Raw genomic sequence first — 23,574 nt, forward strand, 5'->3', positions numbered from 1 at the left:
GCCTGGCTGATCATGTGGAACGTCGCCGGGTCGTCGAACGGCACCTGCTCCTCGTCGTCGAGGTCGATCTCGACGCCGTCGGTGCGCCGGACCAGGTCGACGGCGTGGGCCATCGAGGACTGCATCCGGATGCCGAGCACGTCGAGCTTGAGCAGCCCGAGGTCCTCGACGTCGTCCTTGTCGAACTGGCTCATCGGGAACCCGACGAAGCTGGCCTCGACCGGCGTGCGGTCGAGCAGGGTCGCGTCGGAGAGCAGCACCCCGCACGGGTGGACGGCGATGTGGCGCGGCAGCCCGTCGAGCCGCTCGACGAGGTCGAAGAACAGGTCGAGGCGCTCGTCGTCGAGCCCGGCCGCGCGCAGCTCGGGCAGGTCGCGCATCGCCATCCGGGCGTCACGGGCCCGGATGTGGGGGAAGGCCTTGGCGATCGCGTCGGTCTCGCCCGGCGGCATCCCGAGCGCGGCCCCGACGTCGCGGACGGCGTGGCGGACGCGGTAGGTGTCCATCATCGAGACGCACACGCAGCGCTCGCCGCCGTAGCGGTCGAGGATCGCGCGGTAGATGTCCTCCCTCCGGGCGGACTCGACGTCGATGTCGATGTCGGGCAGCGAGCCCCGCAGCGGCGAGAGGAACCGCTCCATCAGCAGGCCGTGGCGGATCGGGTCGACCCCCGAGATGCCGAGCAGGTAGTTGACCAGGCTCCCGGCACCGGACCCCCGGCCGGCGCAGCGCACCCCCATCTCGCGGATCAGGTCGGTGACGTCGCCGACGGTCAGGAAGTACGACGCGTAGCCCAGGCCGCGGATCATCTCCAGCTCGTCGTCGAGCCGCTTCCAGATGCGCTGCCGGGGTGCGTTGCCGTAGCGCCGGCCGATCGCCCCCTCGCAGCGCGCCCGGAGCAGAGCATCGGGAGATCCCCCACTACCCCACACTGGGTTTCGAGACGCGTCGCTCGCCCGCGACTTCGTCGCGTGTGAGCCGACGCTCCGCAACCTTCGCTCGTCATCGCGTGCCCCGAGCAAGCTCGGGTCACGCGCGAGCTCCAGCTCAGGGAGATGCACCTCGCCCAGCCCGAGGTCGGCCCGCGGGTCGAGGGCGCAGCGGTCGGCGACCTGCCTGGTCTGTGCCAACAGCCGGTGGGCCTCCCGCTCGGTCTCGCCCAGCCCCGACAGCCGCGCGATCTCCTCGGCCACCTCGAGCATCTGCTTGCCGGACTTGAGGAAGCCCTCGGCGTTGGCCCGGTCGACATGACGCCGGTCGAGGGCGACCAGCCGTCGCGCCGCGTCGAGGACGTCGACGACCGGGGCGTCGCGACGGTCGGCGTACCGCACCGCGTTGGTGAGCACCGTGCCGAGCCCGACGCTGCGGGCGAAGCCGGCCATCCGGGCGGCGTGGGGCGTGGTGCCGGGACCCCAGACGGCGCCGCGCCCCTGGGGCAGCCGGTGGGAGACCAGCTCGACGAGGAGGTTCTCGGCCGGGACCACCTCGCGCCACGGCGCCAGGGCGGCCCGGCCCAGGTCGTCGCGGCGGCGCGCCATGGCCGCGCCGACCTCGGAGGCCGGGCCGAGCAGCACCACGACGTCGCCGCCCTCGAGCCAGGGTGCGAGCACGGACAGGTCGGCCACGGGGGCACCGCGCTCGCCGGCGAGCTGGACCGCCGAGATCAGCCGGCACACCGCCGCCCATCCCGCCCGGCCGCCGGTGTGGCTGGCGTCGGCCAGGAAGGTCACCCGCGGCACCAGACGGTCGTCGCGGAACGCGCCGCCGCGGACCGGCGTACGTGGCTTGCCCGGGACGTCATACGGAGGGAGCCCTCTATGGCTCTGTCCGTATGACGCTGCGAGCGGCCGGACCGCGAGGTCGACGCCCAGCACCGGCCGGATGCCGGCGGCCCGGCAGGCCAGGGCGTGCTTGACCGCGCCGTAGGTGCCGTCGCGGTCGGTGAGCGCGAGGGTGTCCATCTCGTGCTCGGCGGCGCGCTCGACGAGCACGTGCGGATGGGAGGCGCCGTACTGCCGGGAGTAGCCCGACGCCACGTGCAGGTGGACGAAGGGGTCCATCGCGGGGCTAGCCGGCCCGGGCCGCTCGGACGGGAGTGCTCGCGACGACGCACAGCTGCGGCGACGCGGCGTGTGGCATGAGCCCCAGTGCCTGCTCGACCACGGCCAGGAACCGGTCGGCGTCGCGGACCAGGTCGTCGGCCTCGCGCTCGGTCACCGCCCGGGTCGAGCCGGCTTCGGCGGCGGCCCGCTTCGCGGCACCGGCGGCGAAGAACGTCGCCCACTCGGCCAGCTCGGGCGCGACCTCGGCGAGCAGGACCCAGGCGTTCTTCTGCGGGCGGCGGCGACCCCGCGCAGGCGCCGGCCGGGCCCGGGCGGCGAGCAGCGCCGCGGCGGCGCGGAGGGCAGCGACGTGAGCACAGGCGTACCGGGTCGGCACATCGCGGGCGACCACCGCGTCGCGCAGCGACTCGGCTGCGCGGGCGAGGTAGGAGTGGGTGGTGGCCGGCAGGGAGAACGGGCCGGCGGGTGCGCTGGTGGGCATCGGGCTCCCCTTCAGTCCGCGCAGCCGACGAGCGCCCAGCGCCCGTCGCTCCAGTCGAAGGCGAGGTCGAAGACCCCGCCGCCCTCACCGGCACCGTCAACGGCACCGTCTCCCCCGCCACCGGCGGTCGTGGCGCCTCGGCCGGCCTCGACCCGCCACAGCTCGCGCTCCCCCAGGAGATCCGCAGCCCCGGTGCGGGTCGTGCCCGCGACCGGCTCGTCGGAGCCGATCACCGCCCGCGCCCCGCCGGACTGCCACCACGGCCCGGTCTCCACCCAGTGGGCGATCACCGCCCGGACCTTCCACAGCCGGCCCCGCCACAGGAACTGCTCGGGACCCTCCATCCCCGACACCAGACCCATCCGGGTCTCGACCGGGTCGTCGTACCGCCTCATGCCGCTCCCCTCGCCTCGTCACGTCACCGCGCGCTCGGTCGACCCCGGTGAATCCGGCCCGGTGCGAGCGGGGGTCGAGGTCGCCCGCCCCGGAGCCGGATGGTCGAACAGATGTTCGAACACCTCGAACGGTACACCGCAGCTCCGACATCGCGCCAGGTGTCCGGAGAGGTTGTGGAGAAGCGACCGCGCGGAGCGCGCGGAAGGCCCGGTCAGCCGGAGTGGGACACCGGTCCCTCGGTGGGCTCCTCCGCCGCCACGAAAGAGCCGGCCGACGCCGCGCCCGCGCCCGGGCCTGGGCCGCCGACCCAGGGTCCGCGCACGTGGGCTCGGGTGTCGGGGTGCCACAGGCACACCACGGTCACGCCCTCGACCAGCAACGAGAGCACCGCCACGGCGACGAAGACGGGAGGCGGGCCGAGCACGAACCCGAGGGCGATGCTGGCGTACACACAGCCGAGCACCGTCGCGAACAGACCGAGCTGTCCCCACCGGTACCCACGGCGGAGGAACGACGCGAGCACCCAGACGATCATCGCGCCGACCACGATCATGGTCGCCGCGACCGGCAGGAACGACGGCGTCGCGAAACCGGCCCGCTCCAGACCGAGGCGACCGCCCTGGTCGAACGCCTCGCGGGCACCCTCGTGGTGATCGGCCCAGGCGCCGACCACCTGGTCGTTGAACACCGCCATCACGGCGACGGTCAGGCCGAGCACGCCGACCAGGCTCCAGGCAGCGCGGATCGCGAGGTCCACCGACCGCGGCACGGTCCCGGTGCCCGTAGCAGTGCCCGCATCGGTGCCCGTATCGGTGTCCGTGGGCCGATCCACGTCCGTCCCTCCGGCTCGGCGAGTGATCCCCGGATCGTCTCACGAGCGGCCGGACCACCTCGTCTAGGGTCGTCGCATGAGTGCAGCTCCGGAGCCTGCCGCCGTGACCCGTTTCAAGGAGGCGCACTCCGCCGCGGGCGGCGCAGGCCGCGTCGTGATCCTGCCGGACAGCGTGCACACCGCCGTGCTCGCGGCGGAGGCGCTGGGCTGCGAGGTCGGAGCGATCGCCAACAGCCTGCTGTTCGACGCCGGTGAGCAGCCGGTGCTGATCCTGACCTCCGGCTCGCACCGCGTCGACACGACCGCGACCGCCGACCGGATCGGCGTACCGGCCCTGAAGCGGGCCAGCCCGGACTTCGTCCGGCACCACACCGGGAACGTGATCGGCGGGGTCTCGCCCCTGGGCCACCCGGCGCCGGTCCCGACGTACCTCGACGTCGCACTGCGCCGGTACGACGAGATCTGGGCGGCAGCGGGCCACCCCGCGGCCGTCTTCTCCACGACGTACGACGAGCTGCTGGCGATGACCGGCGCCACCGAGGTCGAGGTCGACTGATGGAGGTCTGGTTCAACCCGGCCTGCAGCAAGTGCCGCACCGCGGTCGCCGACCTCGACGCGGCCGGTGTCGACTACACGATCCGCCGCTACCTCGACGAGCCACCGACGCGAGCCGAGCTCGAGGCCGTGCTGGCCAGGCTCGGACTCGAGCCGTGGGACGTCGCCCGCGCCAAGGAGGCGGCCGAGGAGGGGCTCACGTTCCCGCGCGACGCCGAGCACCGCGGCGACTGGCTCGACGGCCTCGCCGCCCGTCCGCGCGCGATCCAGCGACCGATCATCACCGCCTCAGACGGCACGACTGTGATCGCGCGCGACCCGGCGTCGGTGACCCTCGCGATCGAGCACGAGACCGGCTGAAGCCGTGAGCGCTCTGGCGTTCGTCTTCTCCAGCGGCTGGGCGAGCGGCCTCAACTGCTATCTCGTCGTCCTGGTCCTCGGTGTCGCCGACCGGGTCCACGACACCGAGCAGGTGCCGAACGTCCTCCAGCGGTGGGACGTCCTCGGGGTCGCCGCGTTCCTGTACGCGATGGAGTTCGTCGCCGACAAGATCCCGTACGTCGACTCCACGTGGGACGCCGTCTCGACCGCGATCCGACCGACCGCCGGCGCCGTCGTCGGCGTACTCCTGGCCGGCCAGGCCGACTCGCTGAACGGAGCGGTGGCAGCCGTCGTGGGCGGCGGCAGCGCGCTGCTCTCCCACGCGGTGAAGGCGGGCGCCCGGCTGGCCATCAACTCCTCCCCCGAGCCGGTCACCAACATCGGCGCCAGTCTCACCGAGGACGCCGCGGTGCTGGGCGTGGTGTGGTTCGCGATCGAGCACCCGCGAGCCGCCGCAGCGATCGCGGGTGTGCTGCTGGCGGCCGGACTCGTGCTGCTGTACTTCCTGGCCAAGGCGGTACGGCGTGGCTGGCGACGCTGGAAGGGGCGCGACCGGGTCCCCGACCCGGCCTGAAATAGGGTGCCCGCATGGCCCGGGTGGTGGTGATCGGCGGCGGGTTCGGTGGTCTCGCCTCCGCGCTGCGGCTGGCCAAGCTCGGCCACGACGTGACGCTGGTCGAGGAGCGCGATCTCGGCGGCGCACTGGTCCCGTTCACCCAGGACGACTTCGCCTGGGACGCTGCGACGTACACGCTGGTGCCCGCGGTCGTCCGCGACCTGTTCCGGAAGACCGGCCGTCCGCTCGAGAAGGAGCTGGACCTCGTGCAGCTCGACTGCCTGCGCGAGCACTGGTTCGAGGACGGCACCTCCGTGGTGCTGCACGCGGGTCGGAGCGACCAGCACGACGCCTTCGAGGCGCTCGGCGCGGGGCTCGGCACCCGGTGGGTGGACCACGTCGCGGCGTACGCGGACGACTGGGACGTGATCCGGCGGGGATACGCCGAGGTGCCCTGGGATCCCGACCACCTGTCCCCTGACCTCGCCGCCCGGTTCGAGTCCCGCGAGACGCTGCACAAACGGCTCCGTCGGTTGCGTGACGAGCGACTTCGGCTCGTCGCGGCACATCCCTTCGCCGCCGATCGGCACGACCTTCGCAACGTGCCCGCCTGGGCCGGCCTCACGGCGTACCTCGAACAACGATTCGGCGCGTGGGCGTTCACGGGTGGCACCGGGGCACTGCTTGCGGCGCTGGTCCGGCGGCTCGAGACGCGCCAGGTCGACGTGGTGCACGGTGCGGCGCGCGACATCGTGGTGCGCGACGGGCGAGCGGCCGCAGTCGCTACCACCGTCGGTGAGCTCGACGCCGAGGTGGTCGTGTGCGCGGTCGACCCCCGGCGGCTTCCGGCTCTGGCGGAGTCGGTGCGGCGCACGATGCCGGCGATCCCGGCGGCCATGACGTACCTCGGGCTCCGGGGCGAAGTACGCGACCTGCCCCACGAGCTGGTGGTGCACAGCGACCCGGGTCTGGTGGTGCGCACGCGGGGTCGCGCGCCGGCCGGCCACCACGCGTGGACGGTCCAGTGCCCGGGCAAGCAGGGTGAGGACCCGGTCGCGGTGCTGGCCCGGCACGGCGTGATCGGCCCTGACCAGGTGGTGAGCCGTGCCGACCTCTCGCCGCGCGACCTGGTGGAGCGATGGGGCGGGTCGCCGCTCGGCGTGCTCTGGGAGAGCCGCGGGACGGTGCGGCAGCGGCTCGGGCCGCGGACCCCGATCGCCGGTGTCTACGCCGCCGGCTCCCACGCCGCGCCGGGATCGGGGCTGCCGTACGTCGGCCTTTCGGCGGCTCTGGTCGCGCAAGTGGTCGGCCCAGCGTCCGGCGCGCGCGGGCAGCGGTGAGCGAGGACCCGTCGAGCGCGACCGAACCGATCCCAGCTCACCGCTCCCCGCGAACGGCCCGGCGTCCGGCGCGCAGGCAGCGGTGAGCGAGGACCCGTCGAGCGCGACCCAACCGATCCCAACTCACCGCTGCCCCGCAGCACACCCCAGCCCGCGACACGGAACGGTGAGCCAGGACCCACCGAGGCCAACCAAACCGATCTCAGCTCACCGCTCCCTGCGGCCAGGCGCTCAGACGGTCAGCTTCAGGGCGGCGAAGATCTCGCGGGTCGCCTTGGACCGGTTGAGGGTGTAGAAGTGCAGGCCCGGCGCCCCGGCGGCGAGCAACTCCTCACAGAGCTCGGTGGCGATCCGGATGCCTTCGGCCCGCAGCGCGACCGCGTCGTCCTCGAGGGGCAGGATCCGGTCGAGGGTCTCCTGCGGCATCTCCCGGCCGGAGAGCCGGACCATCGTCCGCATGGAGTTCAGATTCAGGATCGGCATGATCCCCGGGACGATCGGGAACTCTGCGCCGACCTCGGCCGCACGGCGTACCAAGCCCTGGTAGTCGGCCGCGCGGAGCACCATCTCGGTGATCGCGAACTCCGCGCCCGCGTCGTACTTCGCCTTCAGCACCTGCGCGTCGTGCTCGAGGCTCGAGGCGTCGCGGTGGCCCTCGGGGAACGCCGCAACCCCGACGGAGAAGCCGTGGTCCTGGAGGAAGGAGACCAGCTCCGAGGCGTACTCGAGACCGCCCGGGGTGGACTCCCACGGAGTCCCGGGCCCGCCGGGCGGGTCGCCCCGCAGCGCCAGGACGTTGTGGATGCCGGCCCGGCGGAGGTCGTCGACGATCGCGGTGAGCTCGCCGATGGAGTGGCCGACGCAGGTCAGGTGGGCCATCGGCAGCATCGAGGTCTCCTCGGCGATCCGCCGGGTGATGGCGACGGTGCGTTCGCGGGTGCTGCCGCCCGCGCCGTACGTCACCGAGACGAAGGTGGGACGGAGTGGCTCGAGCTGGTTGATCGAGCGCCAGAGCACCTCCTCGCCCTCGGCGTCCTTCGGCGGGAAGAACTCGAAGGAGAACGAGCGCTCCCCGCTGCGCAGGAGCTGTCCGATGGCCGAGTGGTCGGGCATGGCGCCGAGTCTAGGGAGCCGGGCCGTGTGACCGGGCTCTCGTCCGATCCTCGATGTCGCCTCCTAGGCTCGCCCCCGTGACCGACACAGCCGCGTGGGACCAGGCCGGGTTCCGCGATCGGGTGCAGCGGGCCCTGGACGAGTTCCTCGACGAGCAGGCCGAGCGGCTCGGCGACGTCGGCGACGACGCCGCCCGGCTGCTCGCGGAGGCGCGAGCGGTGGTCTCCGGAGGGAAGCGGTTCCGGGCGGCCTTCTGCTTCTGGGGCTTCCACGCGGTGGCGGGCTCGGCGTACGACGAAGCCGACGACGCCGCCCTCGTGCGGGCCTGTGCATCCCTGGAGCTGCTGCACGCCAGCGCGCTGGTGCACGACGACTACATGGACGCATCCGACACGCGGCGCGGTCGGCCGGCGACGCACCGCGGCTTCGCGGCCGAGCACCGACGCGACAGTTGGAGCGGCGATGCGGAGCAGTACGGCGCCTCCGCGGCGATCCTGCTCGGCGACCTGCTGCTGAGCTGGTCCGACGAGATGCTCCGCCGGTGCGGGCTCCCGCTCGACCGGGTGGTGGCCGCCCTCGATGTGTTCGACCGGTGTCGGTCGGAGGTGATCACGGGGCAGTTCCTCGACGTGTCGGTGCAGGCGCGGGGCACCGCCGACGTGGACGCGGCGATGACCGTGCTGAGGTACAAGTCCGCGAAGTACTCCATCGAGCGGCCCCTCCACATCGGCGCCACCCTCGCCGGCGCTTCGGCTGCTCAGCTGCGCGACCTGAGCGCCTTCGGGCTGCCGCTGGGCGAGGCGTTCCAGCTGCGCGACGACCTGCTCGGGGTCTTCGGCGACCCGTCGGCCACCGGGAAGCCCGCCGGGGACGACCTGGTCGAGGGCAAGCGGACGGTGCTGGTGGCCCTGGCGCTGGACGGCGCCTCCGCGGCCGACGCGGCCCGGCTCGACGCCGCGCTCGGCACTCCCCTGCCGGCCGACGACGTCGCCGGGCTGCGCCGCATCATCGACTCCTCCGGAGCCCACGAGCAGGTCGAGCAGGTGATCGCCGAGCTCGCCGCCCGGGCGACCGATGCCCTCGCCCGCGCCGACCTCGATCCGCGAGCCCGCGACGTACTCCTCGAGCTGGCCACCGCTGTCACCGTGCGGGTGGTCTGAGGGCGCATGTCAGCGTTCCCCGGTGAACCGGGGAACGCTGACGTTCTGGGTGGAAGTTTCGGCCGATAACGTCATGGTTCCCCGGTTCACCGGGGAAACCTGCAGACCCTAGTCCAGGGACGGGACGCCCGGGACGTCCGGTCCGTCGCCGCGGAGGAGTACGGCGAAGCGGCCGCCCTTGTCGGCGTTCACCCGGCCACCCAGCACCGAGAGCGCGACGGAGAAGGCGCGCTGGTCCTCGCGGGCGAGCGGGCCCCAGCCGTCCCACAGCAGCACCCAGCCCTCGCTGTCGCCGGCGGTGACGTCGCCGAGGCAGTCGGCGAGCGCGTCGAAGTTCTGGCCGTAGTAGTCGGGGAAGTGCAGCGACCGTCCGATCGCCTCGAGGAACTCGGCCTTGGTGGTGTGGTGCCAGCCGTCGACCTCGGCGAACTTCCAGCCGGCATGCTCGACGGTGTGGCGCACGTCCGAGGCCGGGAAGTGCCCGTGCCACCGGTAGATCCCCGGCTCGACGTGATGCGCCAGCAGTCCGGCCAGTCCGCTCATGGAGAGATCCTCTCGAAGCTTCGATAGTGGTCGTCGGTCCAGTACAGCTGTCCCCCGGAGCCCTCGATGATGCGCCGGGCGCCACGGTCGCTCGCGCCCGGGGTGGGCACGGTGTACTCGTGGTAATAGCCCGAGGGCTCGGCCGGGAGCAACCCCTCGCGGTTCTCGAATACGACGCCGTCGCGGTCGTACGGGAAGGGTCCGCCGGCACGGATCAGGCCGACGGTGTACGCCGCCTCGGGCGGCAGCTGGGCGAGCGCGACCCGGGGCAGCTCGGTCGGGTCGGCCTGACCGGCGCGTCCACCACCGGAGAACCCGCCCTGCTCGTTGAGGGCCCAGGTCAGCAGCGCGAGCGCCAGGACCGCGACCAGGCCGATCCACAGGCGACCGCGGGCCGGCGTGGGCTCAGACGCCCATGGCCTGCGCACGCCGCTTGACCTCGGAGCCGCGGTTCTCGCGGAGCGCGTCGATCGGCCGGCCCGGGAGGTCGGCGTCGGTGAACAGCCAGGCGATGCACTCGCGGTCGTCGTACCCGCCGTCGTGCAGCACGGTGAGCAGCCCGGGCAGCCCCTTCACCACAAGGCCCTCGTCGTCGACGAACGCCGCGGGGACGCCCGGCGACGCGCCCGGTGCCGGTACGGCGCCGGCGAGCTCGTGGTCCTTGATCATGGTGCGCACCTTGGCCTCGGTCACGCCGAGCCGGCGTGCGGCCTCGCCCCAGTCCATCCAGTCCTCGACGAGCTCCGAGAGGTCCGCATCGGCCAGCGACGTCATGGGGCCACTGTGTCACGGCGCGCCGGTACGCGATGAATGTGGTCTCGCCAGGGCGATCCGTAGGATGGGCGGGCCGGGTCACTTCCCCGACCGGGCGTACGGAGGGTCGACGTGGAGACAGGCACGCGCGTCCACGGGGGCGGCGCCACCGTCGTCGACCCCGTGACCGGCCACCTCCTCGACGGTCGCTACCGGATCGGTCGCCGCATCGCCCGCGGCGGCATGGCCAGTGTGTACCAGGCCGTCGACACCCGCCTCGACCGCACCTGCGCGGTCAAGATCATGCACCACGGCCTCGGCGACGACGCGGCGTTCGCCGAGCGGTTCAAGCGCGAGGCCCGCGCGGCCGCCCGCCTCAGCCACCCCCACGTCGTGAACGTCTTCGACCAGGGCGACGACCCCGAGCTCGAGGGCGGCACCCTCTACCTGGTCATGGAGTTGGTCGCGGGCCACACCCTGCGCGACGTGATCCGCGACGAGGCGCCCATGCAGCCGGCCAGGGCCCTGGCGATCATGGAGCCGATCGTCTCCGCCCTCGCCGCCGCGCACCGGTCAGGCCTGATCCACCGCGACATCAAGCCCGAGAACGTCCTGATCGCCGATGACGGCCGGGTCAAGGTCGCCGACTTCGGGCTCGCCAAGGCGGTCAGCGCCGACACCCAGCACACCGCCACCGGCGGCGTCATCATCGGCACCGTCTCCTACCTCGCGCCCGAGCTCGTCGCCGACGGCACCAGCGACGCACGCGCCGACGTGTACGCCGCGGGCGTCGTCCTCTACGAGCTGCTCACCGGCGAGAAGCCGCACGCCGGCGAGTCCCCGATCGCGGTCGCCTACAAGCACGTCCACGAGGACGTCCCGCCACCGTCGCGGCTCGCGCCCGGGCTCCCGGCGTACGTCGACGCCCTCGTCGCCCGTGCCACCGCCCGCGACCGTGCCCAGCGGCCGGCCGACGCCGGCGTGCTCCTCCACCAGATCCACCGGGTCTCCCAGGCCGTCGCCGGCGGCATCTGGGACGACCAGGAGCTCACCGCCGACCTCGCTCCGCCGGCGCCGAAGCCGGAGCCGGTCACCGACGAGACCAACGCCTTCGAGATCCTCCCGATCGCCGACCCGCCCGGACCTACCGAGCCGGTGCCGGCTCCTCGCCCGGCAGCCTTCGAGCCGCAACCTCTCGCCGTACCCCCGAACGAGCCGCCCGTCCACGTCAGGCCGGCCGCCAGAGGTCCTCGGCGGTCGCGGCGCGGTCCGGTACTGCTCGCCGTCGCCCTGGCGATCGCGCTGGCCGCCGGCATCGGTGCGTACTGGTTCGGCTGGGCCCGCTACACCGCTACCCCCGGCGTCATCGGCCTCACCCAGAAGGCCGCGACCGCGAAGCTCGACCACAACGGCCTCGACGTCGCGATCGGCCGGCCGGCGTACTCCGAGGACGTCGCCAAGGGTCTCGTCCTCAAGACCGACCCGGCGCCGGGTTCCCGCGTGCTCGACCACGGCACGGTCACCCTGACCATGTCGCTCGGCAAGGAGCGGTACGCCGTGCCGAAGGTCGCCCGGATGACGGTCGACCAGGCACAGGACGCCCTGCTGAAGCAGCACCTGGGCTACGGCCGGTCGATCTTCCGGTACGACGACTCAGCGCCCAAGGGCATGGTCCTCGGCAGCGATCCGGCGGCGGGCCGCCGCGAGCCGCGGGGCTTCCAGGTCGACCTGGTCGTGAGCCGTGGACCCCGCCCGATCCAGGTCCGCGACTGGACCGGCAAGCGCGCCGACCGGGCACTGCGCGTCATGCAGGCCCAGGGACTCAACGTCGACACCAGCGACCAGGAGTACTCCGACACCGTCCCCGAGGGCCGCGTGATCAGCCAGAGCCCCGTCGGCCAGGTGCTGTACAAGGGCGACACCGTCTCGCTGACGGTGTCGAAGGGCCCCGAGATGGTGCAGATCCCCGGTGACCTCCGGGCCCAGGGCGTCCAGTCCGCGACCGCCGAGCTCGAGGCGCTGCACTTCCAGGTGGAGGTCGTGCACTCCGACATCTATCTCGGTCTCGGGTACGTCGCGAGCTCGAACCCCAGCCCGGGCTCGATGGCGCGCAAGGGCAGCACGGTCGTCCTGAAGATCGTCTGACGACCCGTTCGGGACACCGACGCGGCGCTGTCCGTCGTACCGGATAGCGTGCCGTGGTGCCCGACTCCCGCCGGTTGACGCTGCTCGCCACGGCGGCGCTCCTGGCGGTCACGGCGTGCTGGGGGTCGACGTTCTTCCTGATCCACGACCTGCTCACGCGCATCCCGACGCTCGACTTCCTGGCGGTCCGCTTCTCGATCGCCAGCGCCACCCTGGTCCTGCTTGCCCCGAAGGCGCTGGGCCGGCTGACCCGCGAGTCGCGGCGGCACGCGGTCGTGCTCGGCTGCCTGTACGGCGTCGCCCAGATCCTGCAGACCGCCGGGCTGGCGAAGACCCCGGCCAGCATCTCCGGCTTCATCACCGGGATGTACGTCGTGGCGACGCCGGTGTTCGCGGCGCTGATCCTGCGGTCGCGGATCGGCGCCCTCACCTGGGTCGCGGTCGTGCTCGCGATGGCCGGCCTCGGCGTGCTCACCCTGGGCGGCTTCTCGATCGGGTACGGCGAGGCGCTGATCTTCGTGGCGGCGATGCTCTACGCGCTCCACATCGTCGGTCTGGGCGCCTGGTCGGACGCCCGGCAGACGCTCGGGATGGCGATCGTCCAGCTGATCGTGATCTCCGTGATCTGCCTGGTCTGCACCGCCCCCAACGGCTTGGTGCTCCCCCACCGGGCCGCCGACTGGGCCAGCGTCCTCTACATGGCGGTCTTCGCGGCCGCTGGCGCGATGATCGGTCAGACCTGGGCCCAGGCCCACCTCCCGGCCACCCGGGCCGCGATCATCATGAGCACGGAGCCGGTCTTCGCGGCGCTGTTCGCCGTGCTGTTCGGCGGGGAGAGCGCGACGGTCCGGATGATCTTCGGCGGCCTCCTGGTGCTGGCGGCGATGCTGCTCGCCGAGCTCGCGCCGCGGCGGAAGGTCGAGGCCGAGGTCACCCACCTCACCGTCTGAGCGGGCCTCCGGGCTGGGGTCGGGCGGCGATTTCGACTTAGATTGACGGCCATGAACGGCCAGACGGAGCGGTGCGCCCACTGCGGCACCCCGGCGACCGACGGACGGTTCTGCACCAACTGCGGAGCTGAGCTCGGCACCGAGCCGACCAACCCACGGGTCTGGACGTCGCCCACCGACACCGCCGAGCGGGTCTACGACGTGCCGGCGCCGGCGTACGTCGCGTCCTCGTCGTCGTCCTCGCCGGCGCCCTCGTCCGGGACCAGGTCGCCGACGGTGCACCGGGCACAGGAGCCCCCGGCGTACCTCGCCCCGGACCCGAGCCGGCCACGGCCCGGGATGGGGCCGGGGGTCTGGATCGGGTTGGCGGCGGCCATGGTCGTGGTGCTGGTGCTCGGCGGCTTCCTCCTGCTCCACGGTGGCGGCGGAGGCGACGACCCCTCGTCGTCGCCCCAGCTGGTGCCCGAGACCCAGCGTTCCCCCAGCTCGCCCACGAGCTCGGAGCCGCCCTCGCCCACGGCGTCGTCCCCCTCCATCCAGGTGCAGGGACCTCCGACGAACGTCGCGGGCTTCGCGCAGGCCTCGGCCCCCACCCACGCACCCGCGGGTGTGGACTTCGACGGTCGGACGGTGACCTACGAGGCGTCCAACCTGGTCGACGGCCGCAACGACACCTGCTGGCGCACCCCGGGCGACGCGACCGGCACCGAGCTCACCTTCCGGCTGGACCAGCCGACGCGGCTGACCCGGGTCGGGCTCGTCAACGGCTACTCCAAGATCGCCTACTCCCACGGCCGCGCCTATGACTGGTACAAGGGCAACCGGCGCGTCCTCTCCGTCGCGTGGGTCTTCGACGACGGCAGCAGCGTCACCCAGAGCTTCGGCAACAACCGAGGGATGCAGCAGACCGCGATCAAGCCGGTGACGACCAGCACGGTGACGCTGCGGATCACCTCCGTGTCTCCGCCGGGCAAGGGCCGCGCCGCACGCGACGAGACCGCGATCAGCGAGGTGCTGCTGCTCGGCCGCACCGGCTGACGGCATCTGTCGGCTCGTCCGCCTGAGCGGCAGTTGGGAGTTCCCGTCAGGCGGACGACCCGACAAGCCCCCTGGGTCGTCCGCCTGAACGGCAGTTGGGGGTTCCCGTCAGGCGGACGACCCGGCAAGGCGGTCGCGTCAGAGCCTGGACAGCACCTTCGCAGCCGTCTCGGCATCCTCGCGGCTGACGTCGAGGTGGGTGACGAGCCGCACCGCCCGCGGACCGACCGGCGAGATCAGCACCCCACCCTCCCGGGCGCCGGCGACGAACTCGCCGGCGTCGTCGCGCGGCACCACCACGATGTTGGTCTCCACGGAGGCCGGGTCCACGCCGCAGGCTTCGGCCAGGAGCTTGGCGTTGGCATGGTCGTCGGCCAGCCGGTCGACGTGGGCGTCGAGGGCGTGCAGACCGGCCGCGGCGAGGATGCCGACCTGGCGCATGCCGCCGCCCATCCGCTTGCGCCGGACCCGCGCCTCGGCGATCGCATCGGCAGTCCCCACGACCAGCGAGCCGACCGGCGCCCCGAGCCCCTTCGACAGGCACACTGACACCACGTCCACGCACGCGCCGTACGACGCGAGCGGGACGCCGGTGGCCACGTGCGCGTTCCAGATCCGCGCGCCGTCGAGGTGGACGCCGACGCCGACCGAGGTCGCCCACGTGCGTAGCGACTCGAGGGAGTCCAGTGGCAGCACGGCACCACCGGCGAAGTTGTGGGTGTTCTCGACCGAGACCGCGGCGGTGCGGACGAATAACGGCCCCATGTCCGGGGCGAACATCGCCTCGACCGCGACCTGGTCGATCTGGCCCCGCGGCGCGCGCCAGGTGCGCATCGTCAGCCCGGTCAACGCACCGTGGGCTCCGAGCTCGGCACGCGCGATGTGCGCCGACGCCTCGCAGAGCACCTCCTGCCCCGGCTGGACGAGCGACGCCACGGCGAGCACGTTGGCCATCGAGCCGGTCGGCGTGAACAGCGCGTCCTCCTTGCCGAACATCGCCGCGACCCGCTCCTGCAGGGCGATCACGCTCGGGTCCTCGCCGTACACATCGTCGCCGACCTCGGCCTCCGCCATCGCCTTCCGCATCGCGTCGGTCGGACGCGTGAGGGTGTCGGAGCGCAGGTCGATGGTCACGCCGCCACGCTAGCGACGAGGCGAGATGGCGCTCAGTCGAGGTGGTGCAACCGGTCCCAGATGCGTGGCCAGGACGCCCGCGGGTCGGTGCAGACCGCGACCGGCTCGCCCTGCTCCTCGTTGTCGACGTCGACGCCGTTGTCGAGGCGGCCGACGACATGGCAGGTGAAGAGGCTGCGCGCCTCCGGCAGCTGCCCGCCGACGAAGACGACGGTGGTCGTGGCGTCGGGTGGCCGGGCCTGGTCGTGCAGCGCGTTCTGGGCGCTGAAGACGGGCACGTCCGGGCGGTAGTGGTGGATGGAGCCGGCCTCGCCGTAGTTGGAGGTGACGACGACGGCGTGCTCGTGGTCGGCCAGCTCGTCGTACGGCGCGGTCATCTGCCGGACGTACGCCGGCCAGCCGATCGAGTCCTGGGCGAGCAGGTTGATGCCCGGGACCGGAGTGCTGCCGACCGTCCCGACCGGGATGATCGGCAGCGCGATCACCGCGGAGACGGCGGCGTTCACCGCGAACAGGGCTCGCCACACGCGGCCCAAGTGGCGTTCCATCGCGACCACGCCGGCGGTGAACGGCACCGGTAGGATGAAGACCGGGTAGTGCGGCTGCGCGCCGGACACGAACGTGAACAGCACCACCACCATGAACACGACGACGAAGAACCGCGCCCGCTCGTCGCGCCACAGGGCCCGCAGCCCGATCACCCACAGCACCGCCAGCGGCGGCCCGAGCAGGACGATGAGCAGGTACCACATGCTGACGCGCACGTCGCCGCCGTTGTTGTCGGAGAGCGCCTGGCCCATCTTCAGCTGCGGCAGGTCGTGGGTGAGCTGGTAGACCACGTTCGGCAGCCCGATCACGAGCGTGAGCAGGGCGCCGCCCCAGAGGTACGGCGATACCAGGCGTCGCCGCGGGCCGACCAGCAGCAGGCCGATCGCGATGCCCGCGAGCAGCAGCACCACGAGCAGCTTGTTGTACGTCGCGAGCCCGGCGATGGCGCCCGCGACCAGCCACCAGCGGGGCTCGACCCGCAGCTCGGCGCGCAGCGCGCACAGGCAGATCAGTCCCCACGCGACCAGGTCCGGGGCCGAGGTGAGCAGGACGTGCCCGAAGAGCAGCACCGCGGAGGTCGTGGTCATCCCCCACGCGGTCCAGGCCTGGGCCCTCGCCTCGCCGCCGAGCTCCCGCGCGAGGAGTGCGGTGACCAGGACGCAGCCCGCCCCGCACAGCGTCGCCGGCACTCGCAGCAGCCACGGGCCGCCGTCGTACACCGAGGCGAGTGCGTGCGCGAGCAGCGGTGTCAGCGGCGGCTGGTCGACGTACCCCCAGGCCGGCTTGAGCATCCCGAAGTAGAGCTCGTCCCGATCGAAGCCGTAGCCGTTGCTGAACACGCTGAGCAGCACGACGCTCACGGCCACCGGCGGCAGCACCCGCCGCCACGCGATCGCGGGAGGAGCTGCCGTTGCCGCGTCCACCTCGGTGGGGCTCGTCGAGCGCTGTCCTGAGCCTGTCGAAGGGGCCACCCAGGAGTGTCTACGCGGTACGCAGCATCTGCGCGACCAGAAAAGCCAGCTCCAGCGACTGCACGCGGTTCAGGCGCGGGTCGCAGACCGACTCGTAGCGGGTGGCGAGGTCGAGCTCCGCGACCTCCTCGCCGCCGCCGACGCACTCCGTCACGTCGTCGCCGGTGAGCTCGACGTGGATGCCGCCGGGCCAGGTGCCGAGCGAGCGGTGCACGTCGAAGAAGCCCTGGACCTCGCGGATCACGTCCTCGAACCGGCGCGTCTTGTAGCCGGTCGACGTCTCGAAGGTGTTCCCGTGCATCGGGTCGCACACCCAGGCGACCTCGAGCCCGGCTGCGGTGACCTTCTCGACCAGGGGCGGCAGGGCGTCGGTGATCCGACCGGCCCCCAGGCGGGTGATGAAGGTGAGCCGTCCGGCCTCGTTGTCGGGGTTGAGCCGGCCGGCCAGCGCGATCAGGTCGTCGGCGGTCGTGCGCGGGCCGACCTTGACCCCGATGGGGTTGCGCACCTGGCTCAGCAGCGCGACGTGCGCGCCGTCGAGGTCGTTGGTGCGCTCACCGATCCAGACGAAGTGGCCGGACACGTCGTACGGCGTGCCGGTGCGGCTGTCGATCCGGGTCAGCGCGTGCTCGTACTCGAGGATCAGCGCCTCATGACAGGTGTGGAAGTCGACCCGGTGGAACTCGTCGGGGTCCGCGCCGATGGCGGCCATGAACCGCATCGCCTTGTCGATCTCGTCGGCCAGCTTCTCGTAGCGCTTGCCCACCGGGGAGTTCGAGACGAAGTCGGTGTTCCAGGTGTGCACCTGGCGCAGGTCGGCGTACCCGCCGGTGACGAACGCCCTGACCAGGTTCAGCGTCGAGGCGCTCGAGTGGTAGGCGTCGATCAGCCGGGTCGGGTCCGGGATCCGCACCTCGGGGGTGAAGTCGAAGCCGTTGACGGCGTCGCCGCGGTACGCCGGGAGTGTGACGCCCTCGCGGGTCTCGAGGTCGGAGGAGCGCGGCTTGGCGTACTGCCCCGCCAGCCGGCCGAGCTTCACCACCGGCACCGACGCGGCGTAGGTCAGCACGACCGCCATCTGCAGCAGCACGCGCAGCTTGTTGCGGACGTTGTCGGCCGTGGCGCCGGCGAAGGTCTCGGCGCAGTCGCCGCCCTGGAGCAGGAACGCCCGCCCGTGCGCGACCTCACCGAGCTTGGCCTTCAGCTCGTCGCACTCACCGGCGAACACCAGCGGCGGCAGCGTGCGCAGCCGCGCGACCGCCGCGTCGACGGCGACGGCGTCCGGGTACGCCGGCTGCTGCGGCGGCTCGAGCGCGTGCAGCGTCGCCAGGTCGGGGATGGTCACTGGGTAAGGGTACGGCCCGACCTTCGGCACTCCGGCACCGCCGACGTCATCCGGACGGGCCGGAGGAGGGCGGTCAGTGGAGCCGGTGGTCGAGGACGGCGAAGTCCGGGGCGCCGAGACCGGTGACCTCGTCGTACCCCGGCGCGTCGAGGTAGTGGCCGTTGGCGCCGAGCACGATGTCGATGAAGCCGCGGACCGGTGAGGGTGCGGGGTCGGGCACGCCGGGGGCGACGGCCGGGTTGGCCCTGGCGTACAGCCGGTACAGGCCGATCGCGGCCATGCCGAGCCGGTTGTGGTGGCTGGTCTCGAGCCTGGCCCAGCCGCCGAGCATCAGCGGCGAGGAGAGGCTGGTGCCGCCGATGCCCTCCTTGTGTCCCTTGACCCAGACCGCGGCCGCGGTGGCGACGTTCGGGTCGGCGTCGAGGGCGATGTCGGGCACGGCACGTCCGCCGCTCAGGTCCTGCACGTCGTACGCCGGGTCGGAGTCCTTCGTCCACCAGCCGGGTCCCGCGACCTCGCTGATGCCCCCTCCGGAACCGGCCCAGCCGAGCTCGAGCGGCGTACCCGTGACCGGGTCCTGGGCTCGGCGACCCGCCTTGTCGACCACCAGGCTGGTGCCCCCGACCGCGGTGGTGTACGTCGACGATGCGGGCCAGTTGGTGCCCGGCGGCTCGGTCGGCGCGCCGACCGCGGCCGCGAAGGCGCAGCCCGAGCCGTTGTCGCCCGAGGACGCGAACAAGGTCTGCCCCTGCATCGCGCCCTGGCGCAGGATGCGGTCGGTCGTGGTCAGTGTCCCGTCGAGCGCGGCGGTGACGTCGCAGCCCCCGATGCTGGCCGACATCGCCCGCGCCTTGTCGTCGGAGACGAAACGGGCGAATGCGTGCACCACGTCGGAGTCGGTCAGCCGGGCGACGGTGTAGAGGTACAGGCGTCGCACGTGCAGCGCCATCGCCGTGGAGGTCTGGGTGTCCATGTCCCACTCCTCCAGCCCGGACGTGTCGCCGCTCTGCCTCCCGACCTCGATCCGGGTGACGGGCACGCGGGGCAGGTGGTACCTCCGCTCAGCGGTGCGCAGGTCGTTGACGACGTGCCGCATGCTGCCCTGGGCGAACACGGCGATCGACGTACGCCGCCCGGACGGGGTGTCACCGACGTGGTAGGTGCGTCGGAACTTCTCGGGCGGGAGCAGGACGAACGGATGCGGGCTGCCGGCGTTCGCGTCGTGCGCGATCGGGTGCGGCGTCGGCAGCCGGAGCGTGGTCAGCCCGAGCACCGCCTGGACGGTGCCGGCCAGCCGCTGGGGCACCCGCGCCACGGTCGTGTTGGCGGTGAACCGCTGCCCATCGAGCCGGAACTGCGCCAGCGAGGTGCGGAACGCGCGCTCCGCCTGTGCCGCCGTCGCCGCGGCGGTGACGAGCTGGCGGTTGCCGGTGACCTGGATGTCCCGCATGCCGCGGGCGGCGAGGTACTGACGCACCGCCGAGACCCGGGAGCCCGACGGGGCGTAGCGGGCGTTCCACTGCCGCGCCGTCAGGAAGTGGTGGTACGACGCGCTGCCGGGCGTGTACATCGCCCGCAGCGCCCGGTTCTCGGCCGCTTCGTGCCTCGGCTTCAACGCGACGGCGAGGTGAAGAACCCGGCTGTCCGGCGTAGACGTCGCGAGCCGGGTCGCGCCCAGCTTCGTCGCGTCGAAGGCCTTGGTGTGCGTCGCGACCCACCCGTCGAGGGCCGAAGAGGCAGCCGCAGGGCCGGTGGGCGCGGTGAGGCCGATGGCCGCCAGGGATGCCGCGGCCGTGACCGCGAGCAGGCGTCGACCCGGGTTGCTGTTCACGCCTGGTCCAACGACGAGGCGGTTGGCTGGTCACGGAATGTTGGGGTCCGTGGCAGGGTTGCGCGGGTCATGAGTGCATCGAGACGAGTCGTCGCCACCGGGTTCGGCGGGCCGGAGAATCTCGAGGTCGTGGAGTTCTCGCCCGGTGGTCCCGGATCCGGCGAGGTACTGGTGTCGGTGAGAGCCGCCGGGGTGAACCCCGCGGACGTGAAGCGCTACCGAGGCCCTGGCGACCCTGCCCAGCTCCCACTGATGCTGGGCTACGAGGCGGCCGGCACCGTGACCGCGGTCGGCCCGGACGTCGGTCACGCGGTCGGCGACGAGGTGATCGTGTTCCGCACTCAGGGTGCGTACGCCAGCGACTTGGTGGTGAGCCAGAGCGCGCTGACTCCCAAGCCCGCCTCTCTCGGGTGGGCCGAGGCCGGCGGACTGATGCTGACCGGGGCGACCGCGTGGCACACCCTGGTGGCGACCGGCGTCGAGGAGAGGGACACCGTGCTCATGCACGGCGCCGCCGGTGGCGTCGGGCTGTCCGCGGTGCAGCTGGCCCGGCTGCGTGGCGCCCGGGTGATCGCGACCGCGAGCCCTGGCAACCACGACCTGTTGCGTGAGCTCGGCGCCGAGCCGGTCGTCTATGGCGACGGCCTCGAGGACCGCGTTCGCGGAATGGCCCCCGACGGCGTAGACGCGGCGATCGATCTCGTCGGCACCGACGAGGCCATGGACGTGTCGTTGGCACTTGTCGCCGACAGGTCGCGGATCGTCACGATCGCGAACTTCGCCCGCGGTCCGCAGGAGGGCGTCAAGCTGCTCGGCGGCGGTCCGGGTGCGGACCCGGGCACGGACATCCGCGACGCGGCCCGGGCCGAGCTGGCCCGCCTGGCCGGCACAGAGCAGCTCCGGGTCTTCGTGGCCTCGACGTACCCCCTCGACGACGCAGCCGAGGCCCACCGCCAGATCGCCACCGGTCACACCAGCGGCAAGCTCGTCCTGCTGCCGTGAGTGGACCCGACCACGGGCATGGCCGCGTCGAAGCCTGATCAGGACGCAGCGCGTGGAACGTACACGCGGATGTCCGGCGGCCCCGAGGGCACGTGGAGTCGGCGATATCCCTGCGGGAAGTCGAACCCGCACGTGTTCATCGCGTGAATCACTGAGGGATCCATGGCCCGGTCGAGGATCAGCACCGGCTGCCGCGCCCTCGAGACGTCGCCGTTGGTGCAGGCGAGCTCCAGGATGTCCGCCGTGCGGGTCGCGCTGGCCGCGTCGGTCCACGTCGACCCGGCGGGTACGCCTCCGAGGAGGTACGTGAACCCGGTGAGCTGATCAAGCGTGATCATCGGGGTGGATCCCCGCACGACGTAGGGCGTCAAGGCCGTCACGAGGGCGCGGTACTCGCCCGCCGTCGTCGGAGCAACGCGGACACCGAGTTCCGAGACGCCCACAGTGTCATGTGGGAGGGATGTCGTCTTGAACGGCGACATCAGCGTCGTGGTGCCCGAGATCATTGCCGTCGCGACCACGAGGACCATGAGATCGACCAGAACGGCGGTGCGCGCCACGGGGGTGACGCCTGAACGAGTGACCAGGCTGAGCACCAGAGCCACCCACATCGCGAGGCATTCACCGGCGACGTACAGCACGGGCACATTCGTGCCCGCTGCCTGGAGGAGCGGAACGAGAAGCAGCACGGTGGCGAGGAGACGAGCCGCCAGACCGCCGGCCGTCGCTCCCGGCGGACGCACGAGAGCTGCCAGCGCGGCCATCACGAGACCCGCCAGCGCGACCCCGACCACGGCGCGGCCGCTGACGGACCCGCCGTGCCATCCCAACAGGAACGGAAGGACGACCGTGACTCCCGCACCGCCGAGCAGGCACCAACGAGCCGTGGTCCCGCCGCCGCGTCGCGCCGCTGCACGTGCGCCGAGAAAGCCAACCAGGAGGGGAAGTCCGATGACCGCCGCGGCGAGCCCCAAGGACGCCGCGCTGGCCAGGTTCTGGCCCGCCAGGTACAGGAAGCTGTGGTCACCGGAAGCGGTGTACGCCGACACCTTCGTCGTGATCGACACCCACCGCCCGACCGGAATCAGGAACAACTGCATCGAGAGCACGGCAACGACGACGCCGACGACGAGGTAGGCGAGGTATCGGATGCCTTCGTTCCGGGAGGTGCGGAACACGCACCACAGGGCGGCGCCGACCATGAGCACCAACGCGGGGAACGCCGTCAGCTTCGTCACGATCAGAGTCACGCCGACGAACCCGCTCAGCACCGGTATCCAGGCCGGTTGCCGCGGTGCTCGAGCAAGCGTCATGAGAAACAGGGCAGTCAAGGCAAGGCAGCAGTCCGCAGTGAGGTCGTAGTAACCAGGTGTCAGCGGCGCCCAGAGATACGACATGCCTCCTGCAGCCGTGATCAGCAGGAGCAGCGCGGTCCGCGAGGCGGGCAGAAGGCCGGAGCGCTCTCGTTCGAGCCAGGCCACGAAGCAGCGCGCGAACCACGCGTTGACGCCGACCACCATCAGCAGCCGGAGCAGCCGGAGCAGCGGGATGCTTTCGTCCAGCGCTTCGAATATCGGTCCGTAGACGTACTGCGAGCCCGGGGCGAAGTATGGATTGGAGCTCCAGAAACGGTACGAGGTGACGTAGGTGCCCTCGTCCTGGACCGCGAAGCCCTTGTCCAGCATCAGCAGTGCCGGCACCGCCCAGCCGAGGATGCATGCCCCCGATATCGCCGCGATCCAGGAGGACCTGCTCCTGCGACCTCGTCCGGCTACAGAGGGCATGAGCGCACTATCGCATCGCGATCGGCGAGCTTGGCTGAGGCGTGACTGTCAGCCGAAGAAGACCTGGGCCTCGGCGTACTCCTCGGCGGAGACCAGCTTCAACTCGCCGGTGCCCTCGATGAGAGGGACGCGGACGATGTCGGTGCCGCGCAGGGCGACCATCTTCCCGAAGTCGCGGTCGGCGACCGCGTCGACGGCGTGCAGGCCGAAGCGGGTGGCCAGCCAGCGGTCGAACGCCGTGGGAGTGCCGCCGCGTTGGACGTGGCCGAGCACCACGGCCCGCGCCTCGGCGCCGGTGCGCTGCTCTATCTCGGCGGCGACCCGGTCGCCGATGCCGCCGAGCCGGACGTGCCCGAACGCGTCCTTCTCCCCTGAGACCAACGACATGTCGCCGCCCTCGCGCGGCACCGCGCCCTCGGCCACGACGATGATCGGCGAGTACTGTGTCTCGAAGCGCTTCTTGACCAGGTCACAGACCTCGTCGATGTCGAACGGCACCTCGGGGATCAGTACGACGTTCGCACCACCGGACATCCCGGCGTGCAGGGCGATCCAGCCGGCGTGCCGGCCCATCACCTCGACGACCAGCGCACGGTGGTGCGACTCGGCGGTGGTGTGGAGCCGGTCGATGGCCTCGCTGGCGATGTTCACG

23 protein-coding genes are annotated in these 23,574 nt (G+C 72.3%); 9 read left to right on the forward strand and 14 right to left on the reverse strand.

Going from position 1 to position 23,574, the window contains the following annotated elements:
* The 4 genes from VGK78_RS04615 to VGK78_RS04630 form a co-directional block, all read right to left on the reverse strand.
* Positions 1-2,060 (reverse strand): PHP domain-containing protein (locus VGK78_RS04615; RefSeq protein ID WP_331526257.1); only part of this gene is annotated, 2,060 nt, incomplete at its 3' end.
* A gap of 7 nt (positions 2,061-2,067) precedes the next feature.
* Positions 2,068-2,544, reverse strand: a complete 477-nt coding sequence (locus tag VGK78_RS04620; RefSeq protein WP_331526258.1) for an SAV_6107 family HEPN domain-containing protein — start codon at positions 2,542-2,544, stop codon at positions 2,068-2,070.
* Positions 2,545-2,555: 11 nt separating this feature from the next.
* Positions 2,556-2,939, reverse strand: coding sequence for a DUF6504 family protein (locus VGK78_RS04625; protein WP_331526259.1), 384 nt, complete (start codon positions 2,937-2,939; stop codon positions 2,556-2,558).
* Positions 2,940-3,151: 212 nt separating this feature from the next.
* Positions 3,152-3,772: a hypothetical protein gene (locus VGK78_RS04630; RefSeq protein WP_331526261.1), complete on the reverse strand. Its 621-nt coding sequence runs from the start codon at positions 3,770-3,772 to the stop codon at positions 3,152-3,154.
* A gap of 76 nt (positions 3,773-3,848) precedes the next feature.
* Here VGK78_RS04630 and VGK78_RS04635 point away from each other — a divergent pair, with 76 nt between their 5' ends.
* Genes VGK78_RS04635 through VGK78_RS04650 form a run of 4 tightly spaced genes read left to right on the forward strand, consistent with a single transcriptional unit; the run spans position 3,849 to position 6,604 of the window.
* Positions 3,849-4,328, forward strand: coding sequence for a YbaK/EbsC family protein (locus VGK78_RS04635; protein ID WP_331526262.1), 480 nt, complete (start codon positions 3,849-3,851; stop codon positions 4,326-4,328).
* Complete coding sequence (locus VGK78_RS04640; protein ID WP_331526263.1) at positions 4,328-4,687, forward strand: arsenate reductase; 360 nt, start codon at positions 4,328-4,330, stop codon at positions 4,685-4,687. Before VGK78_RS04635 ends, VGK78_RS04640 begins: the two co-directional genes overlap by 1 nt.
* Before the next feature lie 4 nt (positions 4,688-4,691).
* Entirely contained in the window at positions 4,692-5,282 is a 591-nt protein-coding gene (locus tag VGK78_RS04645; RefSeq protein WP_331526265.1) for a DUF4126 domain-containing protein, read from the forward strand.
* A gap of 14 nt (positions 5,283-5,296) precedes the next feature.
* On the forward strand, positions 5,297-6,604 hold the full coding sequence (locus tag VGK78_RS04650; RefSeq protein ID WP_331526266.1) for a phytoene desaturase family protein: 1,308 nt from the start codon (positions 5,297-5,299) through the stop codon (positions 6,602-6,604).
* Between the two features lie 231 nt (positions 6,605-6,835).
* On the opposite strand, the gene VGK78_RS04655 is transcribed toward VGK78_RS04650, so the two are convergent.
* Positions 6,836-7,717, reverse strand: coding sequence for a methylenetetrahydrofolate reductase (locus tag VGK78_RS04655; protein ID WP_331526267.1), 882 nt, complete (start codon positions 7,715-7,717; stop codon positions 6,836-6,838).
* Between the two features lie 77 nt (positions 7,718-7,794).
* Between VGK78_RS04655 and VGK78_RS04660 the strand changes: the two genes are divergently transcribed.
* Positions 7,795-8,877 (forward strand): polyprenyl synthetase family protein, encoded by a 1,083-nt coding sequence (locus VGK78_RS04660; RefSeq protein WP_331526268.1) that lies wholly within the window; start codon positions 7,795-7,797, stop codon positions 8,875-8,877.
* A gap of 108 nt (positions 8,878-8,985) precedes the next feature.
* On the opposite strand, the gene VGK78_RS04665 is transcribed toward VGK78_RS04660, so the two are convergent.
* From VGK78_RS04665 to VGK78_RS04675, 3 genes are read right to left on the reverse strand one after another with little or no spacing between them, the layout of a single operon-like run.
* Positions 8,986-9,420, reverse strand: a complete 435-nt coding sequence (locus VGK78_RS04665; RefSeq protein ID WP_331526269.1) for a barstar family protein — start codon at positions 9,418-9,420, stop codon at positions 8,986-8,988.
* Positions 9,417-9,848 (reverse strand): ribonuclease domain-containing protein, encoded by a 432-nt coding sequence (locus VGK78_RS04670; RefSeq protein WP_331526271.1) that lies wholly within the window; start codon positions 9,846-9,848, stop codon positions 9,417-9,419. Before VGK78_RS04670 ends, VGK78_RS04665 begins: the two co-directional genes overlap by 4 nt.
* Positions 9,826-10,194 (reverse strand): Rv2175c family DNA-binding protein, encoded by a 369-nt coding sequence (locus VGK78_RS04675; RefSeq protein WP_331526272.1) that lies wholly within the window; start codon positions 10,192-10,194, stop codon positions 9,826-9,828. Before VGK78_RS04675 ends, VGK78_RS04670 begins: the two co-directional genes overlap by 23 nt.
* Before the next feature lie 111 nt (positions 10,195-10,305).
* On the opposite strand from VGK78_RS04675, the gene pknB reads away from it, so the two are divergent.
* Genes pknB through VGK78_RS04690 form a run of 3 tightly spaced genes read left to right on the forward strand, consistent with a single transcriptional unit; the run spans position 10,306 to position 14,306 of the window.
* On the forward strand, positions 10,306-12,318 hold the full coding sequence (gene pknB / locus VGK78_RS04680) for a Stk1 family PASTA domain-containing Ser/Thr kinase (protein WP_331526273.1): 2,013 nt from the start codon (positions 10,306-10,308) through the stop codon (positions 12,316-12,318).
* 56 nt (positions 12,319-12,374) lie between these two features.
* Positions 12,375-13,268 carry a DMT family transporter gene (locus VGK78_RS04685; protein WP_331526274.1) on the forward strand — a complete coding sequence of 298 codons (894 nt, stop codon included), beginning with the start codon at positions 12,375-12,377 and terminating at the stop codon, positions 13,266-13,268.
* A 51-nt stretch (positions 13,269-13,319) separates the two neighbouring features.
* Positions 13,320-14,306, forward strand: coding sequence for an NADase-type glycan-binding domain-containing protein (locus VGK78_RS04690; RefSeq protein ID WP_331526275.1), 987 nt, complete (start codon positions 13,320-13,322; stop codon positions 14,304-14,306).
* Between the two features lie 138 nt (positions 14,307-14,444).
* Here the strand turns inward: VGK78_RS04690 and VGK78_RS04695 are convergent, their stop codons facing one another.
* From VGK78_RS04695 to VGK78_RS04710, 4 genes are all read right to left on the reverse strand, one after another.
* The gene (locus tag VGK78_RS04695) at positions 14,445-15,440 is read right to left on the reverse strand and encodes a GntG family PLP-dependent aldolase (protein WP_331526276.1); all 996 of its coding nucleotides are present in this window, start codon (positions 15,438-15,440) and stop codon (positions 14,445-14,447) included.
* 32 nt (positions 15,441-15,472) lie between these two features.
* A complete protein-coding gene (locus VGK78_RS04700; RefSeq protein WP_331526277.1) occupies positions 15,473-16,960 on the reverse strand; it encodes a glycosyltransferase family 39 protein in 1,488 nt (495 codons plus the stop codon).
* A 10-nt stretch (positions 16,961-16,970) separates the two neighbouring features.
* Positions 16,971-18,305 carry a class II 3-deoxy-7-phosphoheptulonate synthase gene (locus VGK78_RS04705; protein ID WP_331526279.1) on the reverse strand — a complete coding sequence of 445 codons (1,335 nt, stop codon included), beginning with the start codon at positions 18,303-18,305 and terminating at the stop codon, positions 16,971-16,973.
* A 73-nt stretch (positions 18,306-18,378) separates the two neighbouring features.
* Positions 18,379-20,136 (reverse strand): S53 family peptidase, encoded by a 1,758-nt coding sequence (locus VGK78_RS04710; RefSeq protein ID WP_331526280.1) that lies wholly within the window; start codon positions 20,134-20,136, stop codon positions 18,379-18,381.
* Positions 20,137-20,205: 69 nt separating this feature from the next.
* Between VGK78_RS04710 and VGK78_RS04715 the strand changes: the two genes are divergently transcribed.
* Positions 20,206-21,138 (forward strand): NADP-dependent oxidoreductase, encoded by a 933-nt coding sequence (locus VGK78_RS04715; RefSeq protein ID WP_331526281.1) that lies wholly within the window; start codon positions 20,206-20,208, stop codon positions 21,136-21,138.
* A 38-nt stretch (positions 21,139-21,176) separates the two neighbouring features.
* Here VGK78_RS04715 and VGK78_RS04720 read toward each other — a convergent pair whose 3' ends face one another.
* Entirely contained in the window at positions 21,177-22,838 is a 1,662-nt protein-coding gene (locus tag VGK78_RS04720; RefSeq protein WP_331526282.1) for a hypothetical protein, read from the reverse strand.
* A 132-nt stretch (positions 22,839-22,970) separates the two neighbouring features.
* Positions 22,971-23,574 (reverse strand): 6-phosphofructokinase (locus VGK78_RS04725; protein WP_331526283.1); only part of this gene is annotated, 604 nt, incomplete at its 5' end.

Origin of the sequence: Nocardioides sp. (genome assembly GCF_036503465.1) — a bacterium.
GTDB lineage: Bacteria > Actinomycetota > Actinomycetes > Propionibacteriales > Nocardioidaceae > Nocardioides.

Excerpts from the sequence above, each read along its gene's own strand:
- VGK78_RS04640 (WP_331526263.1), top strand. The coding sequence starts at position 4,328 with ATGGAGGTCTGGTTCAACCCGGCCTGCAGCAAGTGCCGCACCGCGGTC.
- VGK78_RS04650 (WP_331526266.1), top strand. The coding sequence starts at position 5,297 with ATGGCCCGGGTGGTGGTGATCGGCGGCGGGTTCGGTGGTCTCGCCTCC.
- VGK78_RS04655 (WP_331526267.1), bottom strand. The coding sequence starts at position 7,717 with ATGCCCGACCACTCGGCCATCGGACAGCTCCTGCGCAGCGGGGAGCGC.
- VGK78_RS04715 (WP_331526281.1), top strand. The coding sequence starts at position 20,206 with ATGAGTGCATCGAGACGAGTCGTCGCCACCGGGTTCGGCGGGCCGGAG.
- VGK78_RS04620 (WP_331526258.1), bottom strand. The coding sequence starts at position 2,544 with ATGCCCACCAGCGCACCCGCCGGCCCGTTCTCCCTGCCGGCCACCACC.
- VGK78_RS04675 (WP_331526272.1), bottom strand. The coding sequence starts at position 10,194 with ATGACGTCGCTGGCCGATGCGGACCTCTCGGAGCTCGTCGAGGACTGG.
- VGK78_RS04625 (WP_331526259.1), bottom strand. The coding sequence starts at position 2,939 with ATGAGGCGGTACGACGACCCGGTCGAGACCCGGATGGGTCTGGTGTCG.
- VGK78_RS04665 (WP_331526269.1), bottom strand. The coding sequence starts at position 9,420 with ATGAGCGGACTGGCCGGACTGCTGGCGCATCACGTCGAGCCGGGGATC.
- VGK78_RS04690 (WP_331526275.1), top strand. The coding sequence starts at position 13,320 with ATGAACGGCCAGACGGAGCGGTGCGCCCACTGCGGCACCCCGGCGACC.
- VGK78_RS04635 (WP_331526262.1), top strand. The coding sequence starts at position 3,849 with ATGAGTGCAGCTCCGGAGCCTGCCGCCGTGACCCGTTTCAAGGAGGCG.